Source organism: Rhizobium sp. WYCCWR10014, from assembly GCF_001657485.1.
Classification (GTDB): Bacteria; Pseudomonadota; Alphaproteobacteria; order Rhizobiales; family Rhizobiaceae; genus Rhizobium.
Genome location: NZ_LXFU01000048.1, coordinates 268,427 through 291,640, shown reverse-complemented (window position 1 = coordinate 291,640; position 23,214 = coordinate 268,427). Strand labels below are relative to the sequence as shown.

Here is a 23,214-nt window from a genome sequence, read left to right as displayed (position 1 = left end):
GCGTCACATCTTGCCGGCAACCTTGATCGCAAACGCATACTCGAACGCGATCTCTTCCAGCCGTTGGAAGCGGCCGGAGGCGCCGCCGTGGCCGGCGTCCATGTTCGTCTTGAGCAGGATCGGCGCGTCGCCCGTCGTCTTGTCGCGCAGCTTCGCCACCCACTTGGCCGGCTCCCAATAGGTGACGCGCGGGTCGGTCAGGCCGCCGAGCGCCAGGATAGGCGGGTAGGCTTTTGCGTCGACATTGTCATAGGGCGAGTAGGATGCGATCTGCTCGTATTCTTGCCTGCTGTCGATCGGGTTGCCCCATTCCGGCCATTCCGGCGGGGTGAGCGGCAAAGTGTCGTCGAGCATGGTGTTGAGCACGTCGACGAAGGGAACGGCGGCGATGAGGCCGGCGAACTTCTCCGGCGCCATGTTGGCAACCGCACCCATCAGCATGCCGCCGGCCGATCCCCCCTCGGCGATGATCTTCGCGTAAGAGGTGAACTTCTGTTGATTCAGATAATCGGCCGCCGCGACGAAGTCCTTGAAGGTATTCGTCTTCTTGTCCATCTTGCCGTCTTCGTACCAGGAAAATCCCTTGTCCTTGCCGCCGCGGATATGGGCAATCGCATAAACGAAGCCGCGGTCGGCAAGCGATAGACAATTGGTGTTGAAGCCGGCCGGAATGGTGATGCCGTAGGCGCCATAGCCGTAGAGCAGGCAGGGCGCGCTGCCGTCGAGTGGGGTATCCTTGCGATAGAGCAGGGTGACCGGCACCTTCTCGCCATCCCATGCCGGGGCAAAGACGCGGCGCGTGACGTAGTCGTCGGGATTGTGGCCGGATGGCACTTCCTGCGTCTTCAACAGCGTGCGCTCGCGCGTCACCATGTTGTAGTCGTAGAGCTGCGACGGTGTCGTCATCGACGAATAGGAGAAGCGGATGATATCGGTGTCGTATTCCGCCGCACCCTGCAGTCCCAGCGAATAGGCTTCCTCGGCGAAGGCGATCGCATGTTCCTCGCCGGTCTTCCGGTCGCGGATCATGATCTGCGGCAGCCCGTCCTTGCGCTCCAGCCACAGGAGATGGCGGGCATAGGCCATGTGGCTGATGATGAGCGTACCGGGCTTATGCGGCACGACCTCGCGCCAGTTCTCTTTCACCGGATTGTCGACCGGCGCTTCCATGATCTTGAAATCCTTGGCACCGTCGTCATTCGTCAGGATGTAGAAGACGTCGCCGCCCTCGGTCAGCGAATATTCGATGCCCTCTTCGCGCGCTGCCACCAGCTTCGGCTCGGCTGTGAGGTCCTTGGTCGATAGCAGCCGGTATTCGCTGGTTTCGTGGTCGTGGATGTCGATATAGATGAAATCGTCGAGCAGCGAGCCGCCGACGCCCATGAAGAAGCCGGCATCCGCTTCCTCATAGACCAGCCGGTCTTCCGACTGCGGCTGGCCGAGAATGTGGTGGAACACCTTCGACGGCCGGTGGTTCTCGTCGAGCGCCGAATAGAAGAAGCTCTTGCCGTCGGGCGCCCAGACGCCGCCGCCGCCGGTATTTTCGATCCGGTCGGCAAGGTCTTCTCCGGTCGAGAGATCGCGCACCTGCAGCGTGAAGAATTCCGAGCCCTTGTCGTCATAGCCCCAGATGCCGCGGCTGTGGTCGCTCGTATGGTCGAGGCCGGCGAGGCGGAAATAGGCCTTGCCGGCGGCCTCCTTGTCGCCGTCGAGCAGCACGGTGCGGATCGTTTCGTCGGCAACATTGCCGTCGCGGGCAATGCGGAAATAACGCGGCTGTTCGCCGCCTGTCACATAGAAGGTGCCGTAGGCATAGGCGCCGTCCTTCATCGGCACAGAGCTGTCGTCTTCCTTGATGCGGCCGCGCATTTCGGCAAACAGCACCTTCTGCAGAGGCTTGGTGTCCTCCATCGCCGCGTTCATATACGTGTTTTCGGCTTCGAGATGGCGGCGGATCTCAGGGTCGAGGATCGACGGATCCTTGAACATCGCCTGCCAGTTGTCGGCGCGCAGCCAGGCATAGTCGTCCGTGCGGGTGATGCCGTGGCGCGTATCGGAGATCGGCTTCTTCGGTGCGGCAGGCGGTGTCGGCAGGCTCTTGAAAACGGACAAGGAATGGCTCCGGGTCGGAATGTCGGGTTGGCAAGAGATAGAGGCGCGCCGCCGCCGGATCAAGCGGCAAGGCTGCGCCAAGGGTAGAGTTGCCCTTCCACAGACAAGGAGGACGCTCTGCCCGCCTTGCCTTGATGTCACCACAATATTTAAGAAAGTCCGCTCTCGTCGTGCGAAATTTGCACGCGCCAAGCTCCCGGCAAGCTGCCGGCAAGCTGCCGGCGGTAGGGTAAGAATTGCAGAACAGTAAGGGATTTCTCCACAATGCCGAAACGTCTGGTCCTGTTTGTATCCCTCGCAAGCCTTGCAGCCCCCGCCTTTGCCGTCGATCCCGCCATCAAGAAGCAGCTGGAAAAACTCGATCCCTCGACCCGCCTGGAACAGAGCTGCGACACCGAGGCGATGAGCCGCATCAACAAGGACAGCACCGGCTTCAAGCCCGACAAGGTGATCGCTTACACCTTCAAGGACCCGATTCCTGGCGACAATTCGCTGGACGCGCCGGGTGCCGTCTTCCGCAGCAAGGGCGACTGGTACCATCTCTCTTACAATTGCATCACCGGTCCGCAGCATATCAACGTGCGCGAACTCAATTACGAGATCGGCGAGAAGGTGCCGCGCGAGAAGTGGGACAAGTATTATCTCTATGATTGATGCTGCCCGTCCGTCCAAGCAGCTGCGGTGACAACCGGCCGCATGGCGCCGGGGGAGAGCCGCCGCTAAAATCGGCAGTTCGAATCATAGAAATCTATCGTATGAACCGCATCCTGCTCGCTTCGGCGTTCCTTTTTTCCACCATATCAACTGCATTGGCGGACGAAATTCCGTCAGCCGTGCCGGCCGCACTCGGACAGGTCCCGGCTGCAGTCGGTGCGGCCCCGAAGGCGCCGGCGCCAAAACTCGTCGAGCCGCATCTGCATATCGCCCGTTCCAACGTCGCCGGCCATGCCCGCATTGCGCTGACCTTCGATGCCTGCATGGGCCGGGCGGACGAGCGCATCCTTTCCACCTTGGTGCGGGAACGCATCCCGGCAACGATCTTCGTCACCGCCCGCTGGCTGAAGCGCAATCCCGCTGCGGTCGCTGTGTTCCTGCAGAATCCCGATCTCTTCGAACTCGAAAATCATGGCCAGAACCATATTCCGGCCGTCGACACGCCGACGCTGATCTATGGCATCGCGTCTGCCGGCTCGCCGCAGGCGGTGCGGCAGGAGGTCGAAGGCGGCGCTGCCGCGATGGTCGGTGCCGGCATCCCGGCGCCGCACTGGTTCCGCGGCTCGACCGCCAAATATGACCTTTCCGCCATCGGTCAGATTCGCGCCATGGGCTATCGCATTGCCGGTTATTCGGTGAACGGCGACGGCGGCTCGCTGCTCGGGGCTGTTATCACCGAAAAGCGCATCGCCTCGGCCAGGGACGGCGACGTCGTCATCTCCCACATCAACCAGCCGACGCATGCGGCCGGCGAGGGGGTGGCCAAGGCGCTGGTCGATCTCAAGGCGAAGGGCACGCAGTTCGTCCGCCTCGAGGATGTCGAGGATACTGGCGACGACAAGACGACCGAGTGATTGAAAGCGTGCAGTAGGGGGCGGCCACGGCACGACAGTCAATGTGGGACCTTACCTCAGTTCCTTCCCGCCCCGCGCCACATCCTCTCCAAAGCGGCGTAAGCCCGGTCCGTCGCGGTCGAGCGCGAAATCCTCGAACCAGTCCCGATGCATGCCGGCGAGCATGGCGCCCATCATCTGCGCGGCGAGGTAGGAAAAGGTAATGCCGTTGCCGCCGTAGCCATAGGCGGCAAACACATGCGGCGTCTCCGGCACCGGGCCGATCAGCGGCAGACCGTCGACCGTCTCGCCGAAAGTGCCGCACCAGGCGTGTTCCACCCGCGTATCCGCTTTCGGCCACAGCCGCTTCATCTTCTCCTGGATTGCCATGGTCTTGGCCGGCAGCTTCCGATCTCGTATCTCGGCATCCGTGGTATCGTCATCCTCGCCGCCGGCGACGATGCGATTGTCCGCCGTCGTGCGCATGTAGAGATAGGGGTGGCTGTCCTCCCAGATCAGCGCCCTGTCGCGCCAGAAATTTGCCGGGTCCTGCGGCACGGTGGCGAGCGCCCAGCTTGAACTCGAGCGGTGCAGCTTCGGCATATCGAGACCCGGCATCGAATAGCCGGTCGCCAGCACGACATGCCGCGCCTCGATGACGTGGCCTCCATCGATCTCTGCCGTGACGTGATCGCCTTCGCTGTGAAGCGCGGTCACGGAAGCATTGACCAGCCGCGCGCCGCGCCGGACGGCCATCTCCAGGAGCGCCCAGGTTAGAAGCAGCGGATCGCACTCCGCCGAACCCGGCGAATAGATCGCCCCATCCCGGTCGAGTTCGAATTGTGTGAAGAGATCGGGATGTTCGAGATAGACGCCGGGCAGGCCCGCCCGGCGACGAAGCTGGCGCTCCTCCAAGAGGTTGCGCGCGCCTTCGCGGCCGTCAGCCAGATAGAGCGTATTGCGCGAGCGAAAGCCGCAGGCGATCTCGTTTGCGGCGATCAGCTTGGAAAGGCCGGCGACCGCAGCACCGCTGCGGCGGTAGATGCCGGCCGCGCGCTCGAAGCCGTAATAATCCTCGAGCTCGGTCAGCGTGCTGTCGATTTCCCATTGCAGCATCGCCGTGCTCGCCGCGGTGCTGCCGAAACCGGGTTCCTCCCGGTCGATGAGCGCCACGGAAAAACCGCGGGCCGTCAAATGTTCCGCCACCAAGGCACCGGTGATGCCGCCGCCGATCACGGCGACGTCGGTGGAAAAGCTCTGCGCAATCGGCCGCCATTCCGGCCTTATACCGCTCTTCCCCCAGAGAGAACGGCCGCTGACCATCTGGTCGTGATCGGATTCGGCAAGCTCGAGATCAGATGCCACTGACGTCCCCCGGTTGATCATTTCGGCAACTGCGGCTGCTGCTTTTCCTCGATCAGCAATTCGTCGATAATTGTCATGACGATCAGCGAAAGCGGCAGCGCCAGCATCGCGCCGACGGCGCCCCACATCCATGTCCAGAACAGGATGGCGAGGAAGACGACGAAGGGATTGATTTCCAGCCGCCGTCCCATCACCGCCGGGAAGATCAGGTTCTCCATAAGGAGATGGACTGTGAAGAAGGCCGCGGCCGGCATCAGGCCGATGAGGAGACCATCATGGCTCAGGATGCCGGCAATCGCGACGGCAAGCGTCATGAGCGTGATGCCGAGATAGGGGATGAAGCTCGACAGGAAGGCGAAGAAGCCCCAGAGCACCGGGGCCGACAGCCCGCCGGCATAGGCGATGACAGTCATGACCACGCCGAGCCCAACATAGATCAGCGAGGCCGTGGCGAAATAGAAGCCGAGCACCTGTTCGACGGCATTGATGACGCGGATCGCCGCCAGACGCTGCGTGCGGGTGCGGAAGGTCATGATGATCGTCTTGCGCAGATTGACCCGACCAGCGAGGAAGAACAGCAGCGCCGCAAAGAAGATCATTCCCTGCACCAGTGCCGGCGTCAGGCTACTCGTCACCACGTGCAGCACGTTGCCGGTGTTTTCGAGTAGCGCACCGATCGACATCGACCCGCTTTCGAATGTCGCCGGCGTGATATGCAGCCATCTGATGCGCTCCAGATAAGGCATGACGCGGTTTATGGTCCGCTCGGCGAAGGCCGGGCCCTCATTGGCAAGCGTCATTAGCGGGTCGGCAAGCGAGTTGATCAACAAGAAGATCACGAGCGCCACACTGCTTGACAGAATGAAGGCATTGGCAAGCCGCGGCACCCCCATGCGGCTGAGCTTTTCCGCCGCCATGCCGAGGATCATGCCGACGACGACGGCAAGCGTGATCGGGATGAGGATGAGCGACATGAAATAGACGGCGGCAAGGAAGAGAATGCCGAAGATTCCGATGATCGCCCAGGCCATGCTGACGTCGAGCCCGTCCTTTTCGAGCCGGTGCAGCGGGGGCGGCGGCAGCTCTTCGGCCGCTTCCTTCAGCGACTGTGCCCAGGCGCTGGTGTGGCGTTCGCCGATCGCGATCTTCTTTGCTTGTTTGCGGATGCCATTGGCGATGCCCATGCGGTGAGGTCCCCGAAGCCCCATTGCTTCCTCACGGAAACGCGCCGGCACGGTTCCGGTTCCGCGAGGGAGCAACCCGTCCGGCAAAGCGCATGCAGCCTGTCTTCAAGCGCACGCGCATCGCCTGCATGGCGGGGCCTCTTCAACCGCTGATCCGCAGCAACCTGAAAACTAGGCTGAAAGCGTCAGGCCGATACCCCAGGGATCCCTGAGGAATACGCCGCCGTCGCGCGTCTCGCTCTTTATCTCCAGCGCATCGAGCTTGGAGACCGCCGTATCCAGTGTCGCCTTGTCGTTGAAACGGATCTTGTAGTCCGAAAGTCCGGTCATATTGCCGGCGCGTGCCATGGCGCCGCGGCTGTTCCAGATATTGGCGCCGAGATGGTGGTGGTAGCCGCCGCTCGCAAAGAAGCTCGCGCCCGGATAACGCGCCATCAGCTTGAGGCCGAGGACGTCGCGGTAAAAGGCGTCTGCCTGCGGGATGTCGCCGACCTGCAGATGCAGGTGGCCGATCGCCGTCCCCGCAGCCATGCCGTCCCAGCGCTCATCAGGCGCGCTGTTGTAGAGCGCCTGCAGGTCGAGGCGCAGCGTCGCCATCTCCACCATGCCGTCCTCATGGAATTTCCATTGTTCGTGCGGCCGGTCGGCATAGATCTCGATGCCGTTGCCTTCGGGGTCGGAAAGATAGATCGCTTCGCTGACGAGATGGTCCGAGGCGCCGTCGAGCGCGACGTTGTTGTTTGCCGCATGGCGCAGCCAGCGTGCGAGCTCCGTCCGGTCCGGCATCAGGAAGGCGGTGTGGAAAAGGCCGGCGGCATTGCGCGGCGCGATCATGGCATTCTTTGCGGTGGTCAGGGTCAGCAAAGGCAGATCGCCGACACCCAGCACTTCGCCGCTCGCCGTCTTCTCGATCACCTTCAGGCCGAGCATCGATTGGTAGAAACCGGAAACCAGACCGAGGTCGGTCACAACAAGATGCGACTGGTCGATATAGGCGGGCCGCGTCAGCGCATAGGAAGTTTCGGTCGTCATGGCTTGTTCTCCTGCCTCTGAATTGGTCCGTAAAATAGATGGCGTACCGGCGGTGGCGGCAAACATGCCGCCTGTGGCAAGCCCAAGAAAGTTTCGCCGGTTCATTCGCCTGATCTCCCTAGGCTGCCGTACTTGATCCCTATATGGCGCATTCCGATTGTTCACAGAAGATCCGTTTTTGAGGATGAAGCGTTGAGCAGGTGTTGACGATGACTTGTGTCCACTTGATCGCGATCAATGCGTCCATATCTTCTTTAGAGGAAACTTATGCATCGCAGTCATGGAGGGAAGCCATGTACAGGAAGATCATCGTAGCGATCGCGCTCGGCGGCATCGACAAGGGAGAGAAAATCCTCCGCAAGGCCGCGTCTCTGCTCGACGAAGGCGGCGAGATCATCGCGCTCAATGTCGTCGAGGATGTGCCGAGTTATGTCGCGATCGAACTGCCGGCCAATATGGTCGAGGACGTCATGAAGGAGAGCCGCGGGCAGCTGGAAACGCTGCTCGCCGCAGCCGGTGTCGCGGCAACTGTCGAGATCCGCAACGGCCCGCCCGCTAAAGCGATCATCTCGGCCGCCGAAAGCCACGCCGCCGACCTGATTATCGTCGCCTCCCACGTTCCCGACTTTTCCAACTATTTCATCGGCGCCACCGCCGATCGGGTCGTGCGCCATGCCAAATGCTCGGTGCTGGTCGACCGGCAGAAGGTTTGAGTTTGACCCTGCTGCCTGTCACGAAGATTTACCGCCCGTGCGCTTTGCCGCAGTTGCGCGCCCGTCCGTTCGATGCGACGATTGCAACCGGGTATGAAACGGATTGGCGTGCATGGGCGAGTTCAACGGCATCCGCTGGGCTTATGATAGATACGAATTGATCGCCGACGGTATCGTTCACGGCGTCGGTCTCGTGTTGGCGCTGATCGGGGCCACCGTGCTGATCTTCTACGCCACGGTCTGGAGCTCCTACGGCGCGCTCGCCGCCGCCTGGATCTATGGCGTCGGGCTGGTGCTGACGATTGCCATTTCCTTTTCCTACAACGCCTGGCCGGTCTCGCGCACGAAATGGTATCTGCGCCGCCTCGATCATTCGGCGATCTTCCTCTTGATCGCCGCCACTTATACGCCCTTCCTCGAACGCGGCGCCGACGATCCGCTGCTGTTGTTCATGCTGGTCGCGATCTGGCTGTTTGCCGCCGTGGGCATTCTCCTGAAATGCGTCTTTCCCGGGCGTTACGACCGTCTTGCCATCCTGCTTTATCTCGCCATGGGCTGGAGCGGCGTGCTGGTGGCTGAGCCCGTCGCCTCGCGCATTCCCGCCGCCTCGATGCTGCTGATCGTCATCGGCGGCGTCATCTATTCACTCGGTGTCATCTTCCATGTCTGGGAGAAGCTGCGCTTCCAGAACGCCATCTGGCATGGTTTCGTCGTCACCGCCGCGGCCGTGCATTATTCGGCCGTCTTCACCTGTTTCAGCCTGTCGGCGCCGGGCCTCTGAACGACGGTCGTTTACATCTGTCGGGGTCGGGCGTATGCCGCCTTCACCGACAATACGAACCGGGCAATCATGACAGACGCAGTCCTCCTCCGCGACGCCACCGAAGCCGATCTTTCCGCCATCCGCGATATCTACAATCACGCCGTCGAGCACACGACGGCGATCTGGAACGATACGCTGGTCGATCTCGAAAACCGGCTGGAATGGTTCAGGGCGCGCAAGGCGCGGGGCTTTCCCGTCATCGTCGCCGAAATGTCGGGCAAGGTCGCAGGGTACGCCTCCTATGGCGACTGGCGGGCCTTCGACGGCTACCGCCATACGGTCGAGCATTCCGTCTATGTCGACAAGGATTGCCGGGGTGGCGGCATCGGCGAGCGCCTGATGCGGGAATTGATCGCGCGTGCTGCGGCCGACAACATCCATGTGATGATCGCCGGTATCGAGGCGGAGAACACAGCCTCGATCAGGCTGCACGAAAAACTCGGCTTCCGCATCGCCGGCAGATTTTCCGAGGTCGGCAGCAAATTCGGCCGCTGGCTGGACCTCACCTGCATGGAGCTTCGCCTGCCAAGCAAGGCGGATTGATCCACCTGCCGGGAAAAGCCGGAACGCAATCCATTGTGAACGACGCTCGCCATCTTTTTATTGTAGTCTGAGCTGTGTAAGAAAATGGAAGGCTGCTTCGCGAAAGGCGGCCTATAAGCGTCATCGAAGCGTCATGGGGGTGAACTGTTCAATGGCAATGCACGGATCGTCGCTCGGTCTCCTTGCCCTCGTCTTGTTGGTATTTCCGCCCGTTGCCGCTCAGGCCGCCGATTGCGGCAGCATGGCCTCGCCGAAGCTCGACTGGCAGGAATGCACCAAGAAGAACCTGATGCTGCAGGGCAGTGATCTCGAAGGCGCCAACCTCGTCGGCACCGATTTCTCGCTGACCGATCTCGCCGGCGCTAACGTCAAATCGGCCAATCTGGAGAAAGCGACGCTGGTGCGTGCCTCATTGGAGGGCGCGCACGCTGAAGGCGCCAACTTCGCCAAGATCGAGGCCTATCGCTCCAGCTTCGCCAGTATCGCCGCCGATGGTGCATCCTTTGCCGGCGCCGAGCTGCAGCGCGCCAATTTTGCCGGCGCCCGGCTTGCCGGCGCAAGCTTCGAAAAGGCCGAGCTTGGCCGCGCCGACTTCGACAAGGCGGTGCTGACGGCGGCGAAATTCTCGTTCGCCAATCTCTCCCGTGCCGATTTCTCCGGCGCCACTTTCGAAACAACGCCGATGTTCGACCGCGCCTTCATGTTCCTGACCCGGATCGAAGGCCTTGACCTCTCGGCTGCAACAGGGCTCGAACAGGCGCAGATCGACCTGGCCTGCGGCGATGCCTCGACCAAGTTGCCGGCCGGCCTCTCCGCACCGACAACCTGGCCCTGTCCCGCCGATCACGAGTGATCAGGCGGGTTTGAACCGCTCTATGTCCGGTCCGTGATGTAGAGGTAGAATTCCATCATGCCGCCATCAGGGCTGCCGGCCTTGGCGAATGTTTCCCGCCGCCGATGCACCCGCTCCGCAACGCGCTGCGAGGGAATATTGTCGGTCTTCAGGATATCGCGCGCCATCGGCCTTCTCTCGGGATCATCGATCCATCGATAGAGTGAGCGACAGGGAAAATCAGCGACCCATCGCATCGGATGAGCCGCTTCGATTGCGGGGCCGGTCGCTTATTTCCCGGGTTCGAACACCATGGAGTGGCCGTTAATGCAATAGCGCAGGCCGGTCGGCGGCGGGCCGTCGGGAAAGACGTGGCCGAGATGGGCTTCGCAGCTGCCGCAACGGATTTCGGTGCGCACCATGCCAAAGGCCGTGTCGCGATGCTCCGTCACCGCTTCGGGCGACACTGCTTCGAAGTAGCTCGGCCAGCCGCAGCCGGCATCGAATTTCGTGTCGGAGCGGAAAAGCGGCGCATTACAGCCGACGCAGCGGTAAAGCCCGGTCTCGAAGGAGTCCCAGTAGGGGCCGGTAAAGGCGCGTTCGGTACCGTGCTGGCGCGTGATGCGGTATTGCTCGGGGGTGAGCTGCTCTTTCCATTCGGCGTCGGTCTTGTGGATCTTGGCGGTGGTCGCAGTTTCGGACATGAGGTGCTCCTTTCGCCGAGGGGCGGGTTCCGTTTCGCGAGAAAATGTGGTGCGCCGCGTTCAGTTCATCAAGTCTCCCGCGCCGCGCCATGAGATTGACGGCGTACCCAATTAGGGGAAGAGGCTTGCTTTTACATCCGTTAGGGGTTTTCTGTTAGGGTTAATGTTGCGTGCATTGGAGAATCACTGGTGTTTGAAACAGCAATCGTCCTGCTCTACGGCCTTGTGGCCGTGGCCGCCATGGCGGTCACGCTGTTGGAAGGCTGGGCCAACCATGCCGGTTTGACGCTCCATCGTCTCGCCGGGCTCCTCGCTTGCCTGATCTGGCCGCTGACGCTTCTGGTCTTCATCCTGCACGGTTGCATCGCCCGGCTGCTGACGCGTCTTTCCAGATCGACGGCCTGATCGGCTTTGAACATTGCCATGCAGCGCGGCTTGCGGCCGAAATCACTTGAGACGCTCTCCTGTTTCGCCTAAGCCAGAAGACAGGCCGGTTTTCTCCGGCTTTTCCGTCTGTTGCTCTTGCAACAGACTGTTGCCTTTACAGCGCCGTGCGCCTTGTAGGACGTGCAAAGGACTGTAACATTTTGAATTATGCAGTAGAGGAGGGGACATGGCCGATGTCACGGCTCTGACATTTCTGGCCCTGTGTCTGCCGCTCGTCGGCGCTCTTGCTGCCCCTTTCGTCATCCGCATCTTCGGCGCAAATGGTGCCTGGCTCCTGGCGATCGCTCCCTTGCTCGCCTTCCTGCATTTCCTGCGTTTCATTCCCCAGATCGCGCGCGGCGAGGTCGCCACCGGCGGCTATTCCTGGGTGCCGAGCTTTCATCTCACTTTCTCCTGGTTCCTCGACGGCCTGTCGCTGGCTTTCGCGCTGCTGATCACCGGCATCGGCACACTGATCCTGCTTTATGCCGGCGGCTACCTCAAAGGACACAAGGATCAGGGCCGCTTCTTCTCCTTCATCTTCCTCTTCATGGGCGCGATGCTCGGCGTCGTCGTTTCCGACAGTTTCCTGATGCTCTTCGTCTTCTGGGAACTGACGTCGATCACGTCCTTCCTGCTGATCGGCTTCGATCACGAGCGTGAGGCGGCTCGCCGCGCCGCCCTGCAGGCGCTGGTCGTCACCGGCGGGGGAGGGCTCTGCCTGTTGGCCGGCCTGCTGCTGCTCTGGAACATCTCTGGCGTCACTGAGATGTCGCGGCTCATGGCAACGGGCGATATCTTGCGCGAAAGCCCGTTCTATCTGGCTGCCCTCATCCTGGTCCTGGGCGGCGCCTTCACCAAGTCGGCGCAGTTTCCCTTTCATTTCTGGTTGCCGAACGCCATGGAGGCGCCGACGCCGGTTTCGGCCTATCTGCATTCGGCCACCATGGTGAAGGCAGGCGTCTATCTGCTGATGCGGCTCAACCCCGTCATGGGGGCAACCCCTGCCTGGGAAATCCTTCTGCCTTTCTTTGGGGGCCTGACGCTGGTGGTCGGCACCGCGCTTGCTATCCGCCAGACAGACCTGAAGCTCAAGCTCGCCTATACCACCGTCTCCTCGCTCGGCCTGCTCGTCATGCTGATCGGCTTCGGCTCGGACCATGCGGTCGAGGCGGCGGCGCTCTATCTGGTGGCGCATTCCCTCTTCAAGGGCGCGCTCTTCATGGTGGCCGGCATCATCGATCATGAGACCGGTACGCGCGATATTACCAGGCTCAGTGGCCTGATGCAGGCGATGCCGCTGACCTGGATGATAGCCCTTGCGGCGGCCTTCTCCATGGCCGGCCTGCCGCCCTTCTTCGGTTTTCTCGCTAAGGAGGAGATCTATACGGCACTCGTCGGCGGTGATGTCCGCGCACTCACCTTCACCGCCATTACCGTCTTCGGCAATGCGCTGATGTTCGCCGTCGCCTTTGCCGTGGCGCTGAAACCCTTCCTCGGCCAACCGGTGGAGACGCCGAAACCGCCGCACGAAGCGCCCGTCCTGCTCTGGCTCGGCCCGGCCGTTCTCGCCGTCCTCGGCCTGCTCGCGGCGATCTTTTCGACCTTCACCCATACCGTCCTGTCCTCGCCGATCGCCTCCGCCATCCGCCAGACACCCATCGAGATCGATATTTCGCTGACGCCGCATATCGGCCTGCCCTTGGCGCTCTCCGCCCTGACCGTGCTGCTCGGTATCGGCGTCTACTGGCAGCTCGCGCGCGCCCGTTTCCTGATGGCCGTCTTCCTGCGCGCGGCCGGACCTGGGCCGGACCATGGCTTTGATGTCGCTATATCGGGCCTTGTCCGCTTTTCCGGCCGCGTCATGCGCGTGCTCCAGCCGGGGCGGCTGGAGATTTATGTCACCTGCACCTTCCTCTGCGTTGCCGCCATCCTCATCATCCCGCTCATCGTCTATGCCGAACTGCCACGTCTGCCGGCCTGGCCGACCGATGTCAGGCTCTATGAATGGGCGGTCTTTCTGATCGCCGCCTTCGGCCTTGCCGCCGTGCTCGTCGCCCGCGACCGGCTGACGGCGATCGTTTCGCTCGGCATCCAGGGTTTCGCCGTCGCCATCATCTTCCTGCTGTTCGGCGCGCCGGATCTGTCCTTCACCCAGTTCATGGTCGAAACCCTTTCGGTGGTGATTCTCGCCCTGGTCATGACCAGGCTCCGCCTTTCTCCCGCCGATCGGCGGCCGCTCGGCCGCAAGCTCTTCGACGGCGCGCTGGCGCTTGCCTGCGGCCTCGGCTTCACGCTTCTGCTGATGCGGGCGACGCAGGCGCCGTTCAACGACGCGCTGACGGCCTTCTTCAACACCTATTCCAAATCGATCGCCCACGGCGCCAATGTCGTCAACGTCATCATCGTCGATTTCCGCGGCACCGACACGCTTGGCGAAATCGCCGTCGTCGCGGTCACTGGCCTTGCCATCCTGGCGCTGATCCGCATCCGCGCCGGCAGCGAGCGCAAGCTTGCCGCCAATGATCCCGCGGCGGAGGGCTGATCGCGTGAACACCCTCATCTTCCGCACCGTCGCCCCGTTCCTCACCGCACTGATGCTGCTCTTTTCCGTCTTCGTGCTGCTGCGTGGCCATAACGAGCCGGGCGGCGGCTTCATCGGCGGGCTGATCGCTGCCTCGGGATTGGCGATCTACGGTATTGCCCGCGGCGTTGGCGCCGTTCGCCGGGCGCTGTTTTTCCATCCGCTGTCGATCGCCGGCTTCGGCCTGCTCCTATCCACCGCAGCCGGTCTTCTCTCCATCCTGTTTGCCGTTCCCTTCATGACCGGCCTCTGGATCTATCCGACGCTTTTCGGCGCCGAGGTGCCGCTGTCGAGCGTCATGCTCTTCGATGTCGGCGTCTATCTCGTCGTGCTCGGCGCCATCACCTCGATCGCACTGGCGCTTGAGGAAAAGGAGGTGGAATGATGGAGCCGCTTCTGGCGATCCTCGTCGGCCTGTTCTTCGCCGCCGCCATCTATCTGATGCTGTCGAAATTCTCGATCCGCATCATGCTCGGCATCGCCATCCTCGGTAACGCCGTCAATCTCCTGCTCTTTACCGGCGGCCGGCTGACGCGCGAGGTGCCGCCGATCATCCCGGCGGGTCTCGACAGCCTGCCCGCGGGCACGGCCAACCCGCTGCCGCAGGCGCTCATCCTGACGGCGATCGTCATCTCCTTCTCCTTCCTCGCCTTCCTGCTGGTGTTGACCTACCGCGCCTATCAGGACCTCGGCACCGACAACACCAGCGACATGCGCGCCGCCGAGCCCGACGACCGGCCGCTGCCGCCATTGGGGTATTGAGGCGGATGTTGGTGCGGATGCTCAACCCACGGCAGGCCCTCTCTCGCGGTAGAAGAGGCGCCATCTGATGGCCGCCCCCACCTCCACAATCGATCTCTCTGCCGCCCTGATCGCCGCCCCGGTGCCCATCGGTCATTGGCTTGCCATCCTGCCGGTCGCCCATTGCATTACACTGGGTGCCGTCCTGCTGATGCTGCGCGGCTATCCCCGCCTGCAGGCCTGGCTTGCCATCCCTGGCCTTGCGGCACTGGCGCTGATCGATGCGGCGCTGCTCGCCAAGGTCGCGGCCGAGGGGCCGCTGACCATGGTCATGGGCCGCTGGCTGCCGCCTTTCGGCATCGCCTTCACCGTCGATCTCTTCGGTGCGTTGATGGCCTTCACCGCAGCCCTCGCCGCGCTCGCCGGTGGCATCTATGCGCTGGCCGATATTGGCGAAAGCGGCCGACGTTACGGTTTCTTCCCACTGCTGATGCTGCTGATGGCCGGCGTCACCGGCGCCTTTCTCACCGGTGATATCTTCAATCTCTATGTCTGGTTCGAGGTGCTGCTGATCTCCTCATTCGGGCTGATCATCCTCGGTTCCGAACGTGAGCAGATCGACGGCGCGCTGAAATATGCGGTGCTCAATCTGATCGCCACGACCCTCTTCCTGGTCGGCGTCGGCATTCTCTATGCCGCCTTCGGCACGCTTAACATGGCCGATATCGCGGCCCGGGCGAGGGATTTGCGCGGCACGGCGCCGCTGATGACGCTGGCAAGCCTCCTCCTGCTCGCCTTCGGCATGAAGGCGGCGGCCTTCCCGGTCAATTTCTGGCTGCCCGCCGCCTACCACACGCCGCGCATCGTGGTCTCGGCGCTGTTTGCCGGCCTGCTGACCAAGGTCGGCATTTACGCGTTGATCCGGGTGATGGTCATGCTGCTGCCGCTGGAGCGCCAGGAGTTGAGCCTGGTGATCGCGCTTGCCGCCGCCGCGACCATTGTCGTCGGCGCTCTCGGCGCGCTTGCCGAAAACGATATTCGCAGGCTGTTCGGCTATGTCGTCATATCGGGCATCGGCAACATGCTGGCGGGCGTCGCACTCGGCGACCTTGGCGGCATCAGCGGCGCGGTCTTCTATGCGCTCCATTCCATGGTGCTGATGACGGCGCTTTATCTTGCCGCCGGCGAGATCGCCCGGCGCGGCGGTGGCTTTTCGCTATCGGCCCTCGGCGGGCTCTACAGGCAAAGCGCCGGCTTCACCGCGCTCTCCCTCGTGCTCTTCCTTGCCGCCTGCGGCCTGCCGCCCTTTTCCGGCTTCTGGCCGAAAGTCATTCTCGTCAAGGCATCGCTCGATCTCGGCGCCTGGTGGCTGGCGGCCTCGATCCTCCTCGGCGGTTTTCTGACGACGATCGCCTTCGGTCGTCTCTTCCTGCTCGCCTATTGGCGCCCAGCGCCGATGACCCTGACGCTGCTAGCCCCGAGGCCGCCCGGTGCCAGGTGGCGCACGGGCCTGCCGCTCGCGGCACTGACAGCGCTGGTCGTCGGCTTCGGGATCTTGCCGGAACAACTGCTGGCGCTGTCGCAATCGGCCGCGGCCGGCCTGGCCGATCCAGAGGCCTATCTTCATTCGGTCTTCCCGGAAGGGGGCGCGCCGTGATCTTCTTCCTCTTCAACCTGTTGCTTGCCATTGCCTGGGTCGCCGTTACCGGCAGCGCCTCGCTGCACAATCTCGTCCTCGGATTGCTGCTCGGGACCCTGGCGCTGGTCATCATCCGCGAATCCTTCGGCGGCAAGGGACATATCCCCCGCGTCCTCCCGGTGCTCTCGCTCGCCGCTCTGTTCCTGAAGGAGTTGTCGCTGTCGGCCTGGAAGGTCACGGTCACCGTCCTCTCGCCCGACATGAAGCTGAAGCCCGGCATCTTCGCCTTCCCGCTAACGGTGACGAGCGACTTCGAAATCACTTTGCTCGCAAACCTCATCACGCTGACTCCAGGCACGCTTTCGGTCGACGTCTCCACAGATCGCCGCACGCTCTATGTCCACGCGCTCGATTGTTCCGATCCCGAGACGACCAAGGGTGATATCGCCAACGGTTTCGAACGCAAGATCATGGAGGCCTTCCGGTGATCACACCTGCCGCCATCGTCGCGGTCGCATCCTCGGCCGCACTCGTCATCCTCGGCCTGGCGCTGATTCTGACCGTCTGGCGCGTCGTCGCCGGCCCGACATTGCCGGACCGGATCCTTGCCCTCGACATGCTGACCGGCATCGCCATCGGCTTCATCGCCGTCATCGCGGTCAAGACCGGCTTCTCGCTCTATATCGATATCGCAATCTCGCTCGGCCTCGTCGGTTTCCTGGCGACTGTCGCCTTCGCCCGATTCGTGCTGTCGCGCGGCAACATCAAATCGAAGCCGCCCGCCGCTGCGGCAAATGGCAACACGCAAAAGCGCCGAGCAGGGGGGAAGAAGCGATGATCGATTATATCGTGGCTGCCATCACCGCCCTGCTGCTGATCGTCGGTGCGCTTTTTGCTCTTGCAGCGGCGATTGGCCTGGTCAGGCTGCCCGATCTCTACACCCGTATGCACTCCGCCTCGAAGGCGGGGACTGTCGGCTCCGGCCTATTGCTCCTTGCCGCCGGGCTCTATTCGCAAGATCCGGCGATTCTCGCCCGTGCCATCGCCGGCTTTATCTTTTTCCTGCTGACGGCGCCGGTGTCTGCCCACCTGCTTGCCAGAGCTGCCCATCGTTCGGGATATGATCTCGGTGCACTCTCTGTCCGTGACGATATCAGGGATCGTTGAGCCTATGCTGTTCAGCGACTTTACCAGATTTATGCAAAACTTATGCACAGGAAGCTGTGAGTAAAGCTTGCCGAACAGGCCCTCAATTCTTCATCTGTCATTTTTTCTCAAGAAAAACGACAAATAATAATTGGCCTTTCGACCAAACGATGGTATTTGAAAATGCAAGTAGAGTTCTGATTGTGAATTGCAATCGTACTGCTTCCAAGTCCCTCAGTTTTGATTTTTAATGTCTAAACTGAGGCCATCGCCTGGGGCATGACGTAGTGGTTTCCAGTCAGGCAGTATAAGAACAGGTCACGCTCTTCGGAATCTAGGGGTGGATTTCGCGTTTTTCGAAACAGAAGGTCGCTTCCTGTGCTTTTGCTGTTCGCTTCTACGAGGCGGGTCTTTGGCGTGTCAGTCAAAGACCGTTTGAGCATGCTAACAGGAGAAAGAATATGACGGATATAGCGACCGGCAATGCGCCGGAGCTGCTTGTGGAACTGACAGCCGACATCGTCGCGGCCTATGTCAGCAACCATGTTGTACCGGTCAGCGACCTGGCCAATCTGATTTCCGATGTGCATTCGGCACTGAGCAACACGTCCGTACCGCAGCCCGCTGCGGCGATCGTCGAAAAGCAGAAGCCTGCAGTTTCTGTCCGCAAGTCCGTACAGGACGAGCAGATCACGTGTTTGGAATGCGGCGGCAACTTCAAGTCCCTCAAGCGTCACCTGATGACGCATCACAGCCTCTCGCCGGAAGAATACCGCGAGAAGTGGGATCTGCCGACCGATTACCCGATGGTAGCGCCCGCTTATGCCGAAGCGCGTTCGCGCCTGGCAAAGGAAATGGGCCTGGGTCAGCGCCGCAAGCGCGGCCGCGGCTGAGCTTTTTCGAAAGCATCGACGACAAAAAGCCGGGTCTTGTGCCCGGCTTTTTTGTGTGCCTTTTCAAGGCGAGGAAAATAATCTCGCTGGAGCCATTCCAGGCAAAGCGCGAAACGGTTTTCTCAGGCAAAGCGCGAGGCGGTTTTGCCGGGAATCGGGTAAAACGAAAGGTTGGAGCTGTTCTGCGCTTCAATCAAAAGCTGAATCGCGCTAGTATACAAGCCTTCGCAGCTGATTCGGTCGGTCGCTAAGATAGTGTCGGCGACCCTGTCTTATGCTTTGCTGACAGGCTTAGAATGTATTCCTATACTATCAGCAAGTGTTAATGTATTCGATGTGCGAAGGCAGGCGCTGGCCGAATGGATCGGCTGTGGCTCTGAAAGCCAATCGCCCATCGTCACGCTCAAGCCGCGGCGCGAACTCTTGCCTCTTCGCGGATCCTGTTCACCATCGAGCGCAGTCCGTTCGAGCGCTGCGAGGACAGGTTCTCCACCAGGCCGATCTTCGAGAATATCTCGAAGGCATCGAGTCTGGCGATCTCCGATGCCGTCTTGCCGGAATAGGTGGCAAGCACGATGGCGACGAGGCCGCGCACGATATGGGCGTCGGAATCACCCTCGAAGCTCATGACCGGATTGTCGGGATCGCCTGTCGTATGGGTCACCAGCCACACCTGGCTGGCGCAGCCCATCACCTTGTTCTCGGAGGTGCGCTTCTCCTCGGCGAGGTCCGGCAACGCCTTGCCGAGTTCGATGACATAGCGGTAGCGGTCTTCCCAATCGTCCAGGAAAGCAAAGTCGTCGATGATCTGGTCGAGGGATGCCATGGAGAAGCCTTTCACTATCGAAGCAGTTCCAGCAAAAGTGCGCAGCGGTTTTGCGTCCGGAATGCGTCAGGAAATGCTCTAAGACTGCATATAGGTGAAAGATCGGCAGATTTGAACCGCTAAAGCAATTCCAGGAAAAGTGTGAAGCGGTTTTCCGTCCGGAATTGCGAAAACAAAAGACCGGAGCAGTTCCAGGAAAAGTGTGAAGCGGTTTTCCCAGGCAAAGCGCGAAGCGGTTTTGCCGGGATTTGCGTAAACTGAGATAGAAAAAACGCCGTGAGGGATGGGCTTCCTCACGGCGCAGCAACATGCTGAATTAAACAGGGCAGGCACGTCAGGCATGGGGCATCTCCGCGTCATGCGGACCACCGATGCAAGCTATAAAACCGAAAGGTACTGCGGACGAATGCCCGCGAAAAATTTCGTCAGATCGCCGGCTTCGGCGTCGGCAGCGGAATTGCGCCTGTTACCACCGTCTCGGCTGCGGCATCATCTTCGACCGGCGGACGGTAAGGCATCGGCTGGTTGAGCGCAGCCTTGGCCTCGCGCACCTTTTCCTGGATAGCAGGCGGGGTGAGGGAAGGCATGTTGAGCGCCACCGGCATCTGCGGTTCGGCCAGCCTTGCGGTCGCCGGCGCCTCATCCGTGAACTGGCTGTCGAGAAGTTCGTAGGCAACGCGGGCGCCTTCACGGGCCCGGTAGCCGAGTGCGGTGAGGGTCTCGCTGCCCTTGGCGCAGACTTCGGGCTTCTCCGAGCACATGCCGGTCAAATAGTCATAGGCGCCGCTTGCCGCCGTGAACGCGTCGGACAGTTGCAAGTGCGGGCCGTTGGCGAGCTTGTCGGAACTCTCCGTGCTGAAGACGGAAAGAAGCACGAGCACGAGGCCAAACCAGAAGGATCCTTTGATCAGAAACCACATTGTCGTTGCCCATCCTGTTTTCCCCGTCCGGTTCTTGTCGCCGAATCAGGCCGGTTGTCCGGTGTGTTTTCACCCTACCGCCAAGTTGCGAATGCCGCTTTTCGAAACTCACGCGCATTTGCGGCAAATTTAGTTCAAATTTTATCGAACGGCATTTGAACCGCATTTTAGTCGAATGCGAGCGATCGCCGTTAAGCATCAGGGCAGCACCTGCTTGCAATTGCAGGACTTTTGCCGGCTCGCCTTGCCACAGGAGTTAACGCAATGCTGAAATATGAGGAAAATCCGTCGCTTACCCCCTATTAACCACAAAAGGCAAAGAGCCTCCCAGATGCTTCAAAACGGGAATTTCGGCCGTTTCAGGCTGTGAACAGCGCTTTTGCCTTATCCTTTCTTTAAGTCGCCAAGGCCTATTGTCCGGATCGATCGACAGCCTTTCGGGCGGGTATTGCGTGCGTGTATTGAGTAACATTGGCGGCTGGATGACGGCCCTCGTAGACCGGGCAGCGACAAGCTGGCTCTCCCGGACGGGCGGTGGTGAAGCCGTGCGCCAACGCGAGCTCGCGATCTTGCGCCGCCTCGTGCTGCTCTCGTCGGCTGCTCTCGTTGCCGCTCCGATCGGCCTTTCGGCGGTCACCAGTCCTGCCGTGGCGCTGCCGGCAGGTGTCGCCATGGTCTGCGCCGCCTTTCTCTTTTCCGCCGTCGGCAGCATCGCGCTCGCCCGTCAGGGCTCGGCAGCCGGTATCGCCACGCAGTCGGCCGAGGATTTCTTCCTTGCCGCCACCCCGGGCCTCGTCTTCTTCCTCGACCCGCACGGCAGTGTGGCGACCGTCGGCGGCCGCGACCGGCGCGATTTCCTCGCCTGGATGCGCGATCCCAAGGGCAGGGGCTTCCTTGAGCAGGTGCATGTCTCCGACCGCATCCTTTTCCTGCAGGCGCTTGATGACCTGCGCCGGGGCGAGGACGCTCAGAGCGTCGATCTGCGCATCGACCGGCCCTCGGTCTCGCGCGATCAGCGCCAGTTCGCCTATCTGAGAATGGACATGACGGCCCGACGCGATGCCGACGGCGAACTTGCCGCCATCATTGCCCAGCTGCGCGATGTCTCCGTCGAGCAGCAGTTGCGTGACGAAGCCCAGAACCGCGCGGCGGATGCCGAATCGGCAAATGACGCCAAATCGCGTTTCCTCGCCGCCGTCAGCCATGAGCTGCGCACGCCGTTGAACGCCATTCTCGGCTTTTCCGATATCCTGATCGGCGAATATTTCGGCAAGTTCGAAAACGACCGCCAGCGCGAATATGTCGGCCTGGTTCGCGAATCCGGTGCGCATCTGCTGTCCGTCGTCAACACCATGCTCGACATGAGCAAGATCGAAGCCGGCCGCTACGAGCTGATCCTCGAAGCCTTCGATATATCAAGCTCCGTTAAATCCTGCGAATCGATGCTGGCCTTGCAGGCCAAGACCAAGGGTCTCACCCTGACGAGCCGTATTCAGCGCGATCTCGGCGAGGTCGTCGCCGATCAGCGCGCCATCCAGCAGATCCTCATCAACCTCGTCGGCAATGCCATAAAATTCACCGAGGCCGGCGGCGTCGTCTCGGTCGATGCGGCAGCGCGCGACGGCATCCTCAAGCTGACGGTCAGCGATACCGGCATCGGCATCCCGGCCGACAAGCTGGCATTGCTCGGCCAGCCTTTCGTCCAGATCCAGAATGACTATACCCGCCAGTTCGAAGGCTCCGGCCTCGGTCTGTCCCTGGTCAAGGGGCTGGTGGCGCTGCATGGCGGGTATTTCGCCATCGCCAGCCAGCCGGGCGAAGGCACGATCATCACCATCGAGATCGCGGTGGACGGCTCGGGTGCTCAGCACGCCGAAGACGCCGGCCATGGCGCGACTGTCGAGTTTCCGCCGCGGCTGAAGGGCGCGGTCAACACAGGCGCAGAATTGGAAGAGGGGCGTTTCGATGGCCGCGCGCAAGCGAAAATCGCCTAAGGGAAAAAGGGGACGGCAGCAGCCGGGCCTTCTGATGTCAGGTGCTGCCGCCCTCGGCGGGCTCGGCCTGCAGGGCGCCTCCGTGCTCGGCGGGGTCGGCCTGCAGGGCGCCTCGGTGCTCGGCGGCGTCATCGGCCGCAATCCGTCGGTCGCCGGCGGCACGATTACCTTCGCCGTCATCTTCTCCTTCGTCGCCGCCAATGCGCTCTGGTATCAGCCGGGCCTGCATCCGCATCCGATCTTCCGCACCCGCGATCTGCAATCTCCGACCGTACTCGGCGCCCGCCGGCCGGCCGAGGAGCAACAGGGTGACGTCACCACCTTCCGGATCGAGCGGCCGCAGGATACCGCCACCACCAACGCGACACCGGCGCCTGCCGCACCCGGCCAGCAACCGAGCCAGCTCGTCATGGACATCCAGCAGCAGCTGGTCCGCCGCGGCCTCTACAACGGCATACCCGACGGCATCATTGGCCCCCGCACCAGTGCGGCCATCCTCTTCTTCGAAGAGACCGTCGGCATGACCCAGACCGGCGATCCGACGCCGGAGGTCCTGGCGGCGCTGAAGACCGATGCATCAGGCCCCTCGACCGTGCCCGCCGAAAAGCCGCCCGAGGACGTCAGCTCGAAGGCGGCGGCGGAAGACCCGGTGGCAGCGGCGATCCGCAGCGCCGAGAAGACCGTCAAAACGGTTCCATCGGCGGCAAAGCAGGTTCCATCAAGCCAAATCACCAATGTCGACCTGGTGTTGAAGATCCAGAAGGGTCTTTCCAACTTGGCCTATGCCAATGTCGGCGTCGACGGCGTCGCCGGCGAGCAAACCCGCGCGGCCATCCGCCATTTTCAGAAGCACTACAACCTGCCAGAAGACGGCGAGCCGAACCAGGCGGTGCTGAAGAAACTCAAGGAAATCGGCGCGATCTAGTGCATGTCGCCCAAAAGTGCGCGGCGGTTTTGGGCCAACGACATGCATAAAACAAAGATCTAACGCGCGTCGCATGAATCCGGTCGAACGCGCCCCGCACAACGGTGCCAGGTCAGTCATGGCAAGGCTTTCCTGCGCCGGGATCCCCGTCGCGACTGCCGCGCCGGCTGCCCAAGCGCGCAAAGAGTCAATACACGCGGAACTATCATTGCAACGGCCCGTTGTGCCCCTCAGAATGTGCAAGCTGTGCCAATCTGGCGCGATG

Annotated in this window: 25 protein-coding genes; 17 read left to right on the top strand and 8 right to left on the bottom strand. The window is 61.8% G+C overall.

Annotated features, from left to right (window positions below; genetic code table 11):
- Positions 1–3: 3 nt before the first annotated feature.
- Positions 4–2,112, bottom strand: a complete 2,109-nt coding sequence (locus A6U98_RS27445; protein WP_064654105.1) for a S9 family peptidase — start codon at positions 2,110–2,112, stop codon at positions 4–6.
- A gap of 264 nt (positions 2,113–2,376) precedes the next feature.
- Here A6U98_RS27445 and A6U98_RS27440 point away from each other — a divergent pair, with 264 nt between their 5' ends.
- Both A6U98_RS27440 and A6U98_RS27435 read left to right on the top strand, forming a co-directional pair.
- Positions 2,377–2,766 carry a DUF930 domain-containing protein gene (locus A6U98_RS27440; RefSeq protein WP_027685438.1) on the top strand — a complete coding sequence of 130 codons (390 nt, stop codon included), beginning with the start codon at positions 2,377–2,379 and terminating at the stop codon, positions 2,764–2,766.
- Positions 2,767–2,867: 101 nt separating this feature from the next.
- Positions 2,868–3,680 (top strand): polysaccharide deacetylase family protein, encoded by an 813-nt coding sequence (locus tag A6U98_RS27435; protein ID WP_064654104.1) that lies wholly within the window; start codon positions 2,868–2,870, stop codon positions 3,678–3,680.
- Positions 3,681–3,731: 51 nt separating this feature from the next.
- On the opposite strand, the gene A6U98_RS27430 is transcribed toward A6U98_RS27435, so the two are convergent.
- The 3 genes from A6U98_RS27430 to A6U98_RS27420 all read right to left on the bottom strand — a co-directional run bounded on the left by A6U98_RS27430 (position 3,732) and on the right by A6U98_RS27420 (position 7,240).
- Positions 3,732–5,024: an FAD-dependent oxidoreductase gene (locus tag A6U98_RS27430; protein WP_064654171.1), complete on the bottom strand. Its 1,293-nt coding sequence runs from the start codon at positions 5,022–5,024 to the stop codon at positions 3,732–3,734.
- A 17-nt stretch (positions 5,025–5,041) separates the two neighbouring features.
- Positions 5,042–6,208, bottom strand: coding sequence for an AI-2E family transporter (locus A6U98_RS27425; protein WP_064654103.1), 1,167 nt, complete (start codon positions 6,206–6,208; stop codon positions 5,042–5,044).
- A 171-nt stretch (positions 6,209–6,379) separates the two neighbouring features.
- Positions 6,380–7,240 (bottom strand): VOC family protein, encoded by an 861-nt coding sequence (locus A6U98_RS27420; RefSeq protein ID WP_064654102.1) that lies wholly within the window; start codon positions 7,238–7,240, stop codon positions 6,380–6,382.
- 293 nt (positions 7,241–7,533) lie between these two features.
- Here A6U98_RS27420 and A6U98_RS27415 point away from each other — a divergent pair, with 293 nt between their 5' ends.
- From A6U98_RS27415 to A6U98_RS27400, 4 genes are all read left to right on the top strand, one after another.
- Entirely contained in the window at positions 7,534–7,953 is a 420-nt protein-coding gene (locus A6U98_RS27415; RefSeq protein ID WP_064654101.1) for a universal stress protein, read from the top strand.
- Between the two features lie 112 nt (positions 7,954–8,065).
- On the top strand, positions 8,066–8,734 hold the full coding sequence (locus A6U98_RS27410) for a hemolysin III family protein (protein ID WP_064654100.1): 669 nt from the start codon (positions 8,066–8,068) through the stop codon (positions 8,732–8,734).
- 69 nt (positions 8,735–8,803) lie between these two features.
- Entirely contained in the window at positions 8,804–9,319 is a 516-nt protein-coding gene (locus tag A6U98_RS27405) for a GNAT family N-acetyltransferase (RefSeq protein WP_064654099.1), read from the top strand.
- Between the two features lie 151 nt (positions 9,320–9,470).
- Complete coding sequence (locus tag A6U98_RS27400) at positions 9,471–10,172, top strand: pentapeptide repeat-containing protein (protein WP_064654098.1); 702 nt, start codon at positions 9,471–9,473, stop codon at positions 10,170–10,172.
- Between the two features lie 20 nt (positions 10,173–10,192).
- Here the strand turns inward: A6U98_RS27400 and A6U98_RS36365 are convergent, their stop codons facing one another.
- The gene (locus tag A6U98_RS36365; RefSeq protein ID WP_245304578.1) at positions 10,193–10,339 is read right to left on the bottom strand and encodes a hypothetical protein; all 147 of its coding nucleotides are present in this window, start codon (positions 10,337–10,339) and stop codon (positions 10,193–10,195) included.
- Between the two features lie 102 nt (positions 10,340–10,441).
- A complete protein-coding gene (gene msrB / locus A6U98_RS27395) occupies positions 10,442–10,855 on the bottom strand; it encodes a peptide-methionine (R)-S-oxide reductase MsrB (RefSeq protein WP_064654097.1) in 414 nt (137 codons plus the stop codon).
- A gap of 189 nt (positions 10,856–11,044) precedes the next feature.
- On the opposite strand from msrB, the gene A6U98_RS27390 reads away from it, so the two are divergent.
- The 9 genes from A6U98_RS27390 (at position 11,045) to A6U98_RS27350 (ending at position 18,284) form a co-directional block, all read left to right on the top strand.
- Positions 11,045–11,260, top strand: coding sequence for a hypothetical protein (locus A6U98_RS27390; protein ID WP_064654096.1), 216 nt, complete (start codon positions 11,045–11,047; stop codon positions 11,258–11,260).
- A 208-nt stretch (positions 11,261–11,468) separates the two neighbouring features.
- Positions 11,469–13,826, top strand: coding sequence for a putative monovalent cation/H+ antiporter subunit A (locus tag A6U98_RS27385; RefSeq protein WP_064654095.1), 2,358 nt, complete (start codon positions 11,469–11,471; stop codon positions 13,824–13,826).
- 4 nt (positions 13,827–13,830) lie between these two features.
- On the top strand, positions 13,831–14,250 hold the full coding sequence (locus A6U98_RS27380) for a Na(+)/H(+) antiporter subunit B (RefSeq protein ID WP_018446250.1): 420 nt from the start codon (positions 13,831–13,833) through the stop codon (positions 14,248–14,250).
- Entirely contained in the window at positions 14,250–14,627 is a 378-nt protein-coding gene (locus tag A6U98_RS27375; protein WP_032994420.1) for a Na+/H+ antiporter subunit C, read from the top strand. Before A6U98_RS27380 ends, A6U98_RS27375 begins: the two co-directional genes overlap by 1 nt.
- Before the next feature lie 67 nt (positions 14,628–14,694).
- Complete coding sequence (locus tag A6U98_RS27370) at positions 14,695–16,263, top strand: Na+/H+ antiporter subunit D (RefSeq protein ID WP_064654094.1); 1,569 nt, start codon at positions 14,695–14,697, stop codon at positions 16,261–16,263.
- Positions 16,260–16,733, top strand: a complete 474-nt coding sequence (locus A6U98_RS27365; RefSeq protein WP_064654093.1) for a Na+/H+ antiporter subunit E — start codon at positions 16,260–16,262, stop codon at positions 16,731–16,733. The genes A6U98_RS27370 and A6U98_RS27365 overlap by 4 nt, the downstream gene beginning before the upstream one ends.
- The gene (locus A6U98_RS27360; protein WP_028741539.1) at positions 16,730–17,083 is read left to right on the top strand and encodes a cation:proton antiporter; all 354 of its coding nucleotides are present in this window, start codon (positions 16,730–16,732) and stop codon (positions 17,081–17,083) included. Before A6U98_RS27365 ends, A6U98_RS27360 begins: the two co-directional genes overlap by 4 nt.
- On the top strand, positions 17,080–17,412 hold the full coding sequence (gene mnhG, locus A6U98_RS27355; RefSeq protein WP_064654092.1) for a monovalent cation/H(+) antiporter subunit G: 333 nt from the start codon (positions 17,080–17,082) through the stop codon (positions 17,410–17,412). The genes A6U98_RS27360 and mnhG overlap by 4 nt, the downstream gene beginning before the upstream one ends.
- A gap of 440 nt (positions 17,413–17,852) precedes the next feature.
- Entirely contained in the window at positions 17,853–18,284 is a 432-nt protein-coding gene (locus A6U98_RS27350) for a MucR family transcriptional regulator (RefSeq protein ID WP_003557810.1), read from the top strand.
- 403 nt (positions 18,285–18,687) lie between these two features.
- Here the strand turns inward: A6U98_RS27350 and A6U98_RS27345 are convergent, their stop codons facing one another.
- Both A6U98_RS27345 and A6U98_RS27340 read right to left on the bottom strand, forming a co-directional pair.
- Positions 18,688–19,110: a SufE family protein gene (locus A6U98_RS27345; protein WP_064654091.1), complete on the bottom strand. Its 423-nt coding sequence runs from the start codon at positions 19,108–19,110 to the stop codon at positions 18,688–18,690.
- A gap of 425 nt (positions 19,111–19,535) precedes the next feature.
- A complete protein-coding gene (locus A6U98_RS27340) occupies positions 19,536–20,030 on the bottom strand; it encodes a DUF5330 domain-containing protein (protein ID WP_064654090.1) in 495 nt (164 codons plus the stop codon).
- Between the two features lie 413 nt (positions 20,031–20,443).
- Between A6U98_RS27340 and A6U98_RS27335 the strand changes: the two genes are divergently transcribed.
- On the top strand, positions 20,444–22,024 hold the full coding sequence (locus tag A6U98_RS27335; RefSeq protein WP_210320646.1) for a HAMP domain-containing sensor histidine kinase: 1,581 nt from the start codon (positions 20,444–20,446) through the stop codon (positions 22,022–22,024).
- Positions 21,996–22,949 (top strand): peptidoglycan-binding domain-containing protein, encoded by a 954-nt coding sequence (locus tag A6U98_RS27330; protein ID WP_064654088.1) that lies wholly within the window; start codon positions 21,996–21,998, stop codon positions 22,947–22,949. The genes A6U98_RS27335 and A6U98_RS27330 overlap by 29 nt, the downstream gene beginning before the upstream one ends.
- Positions 22,950–23,214 lie beyond the last annotated feature (265 nt).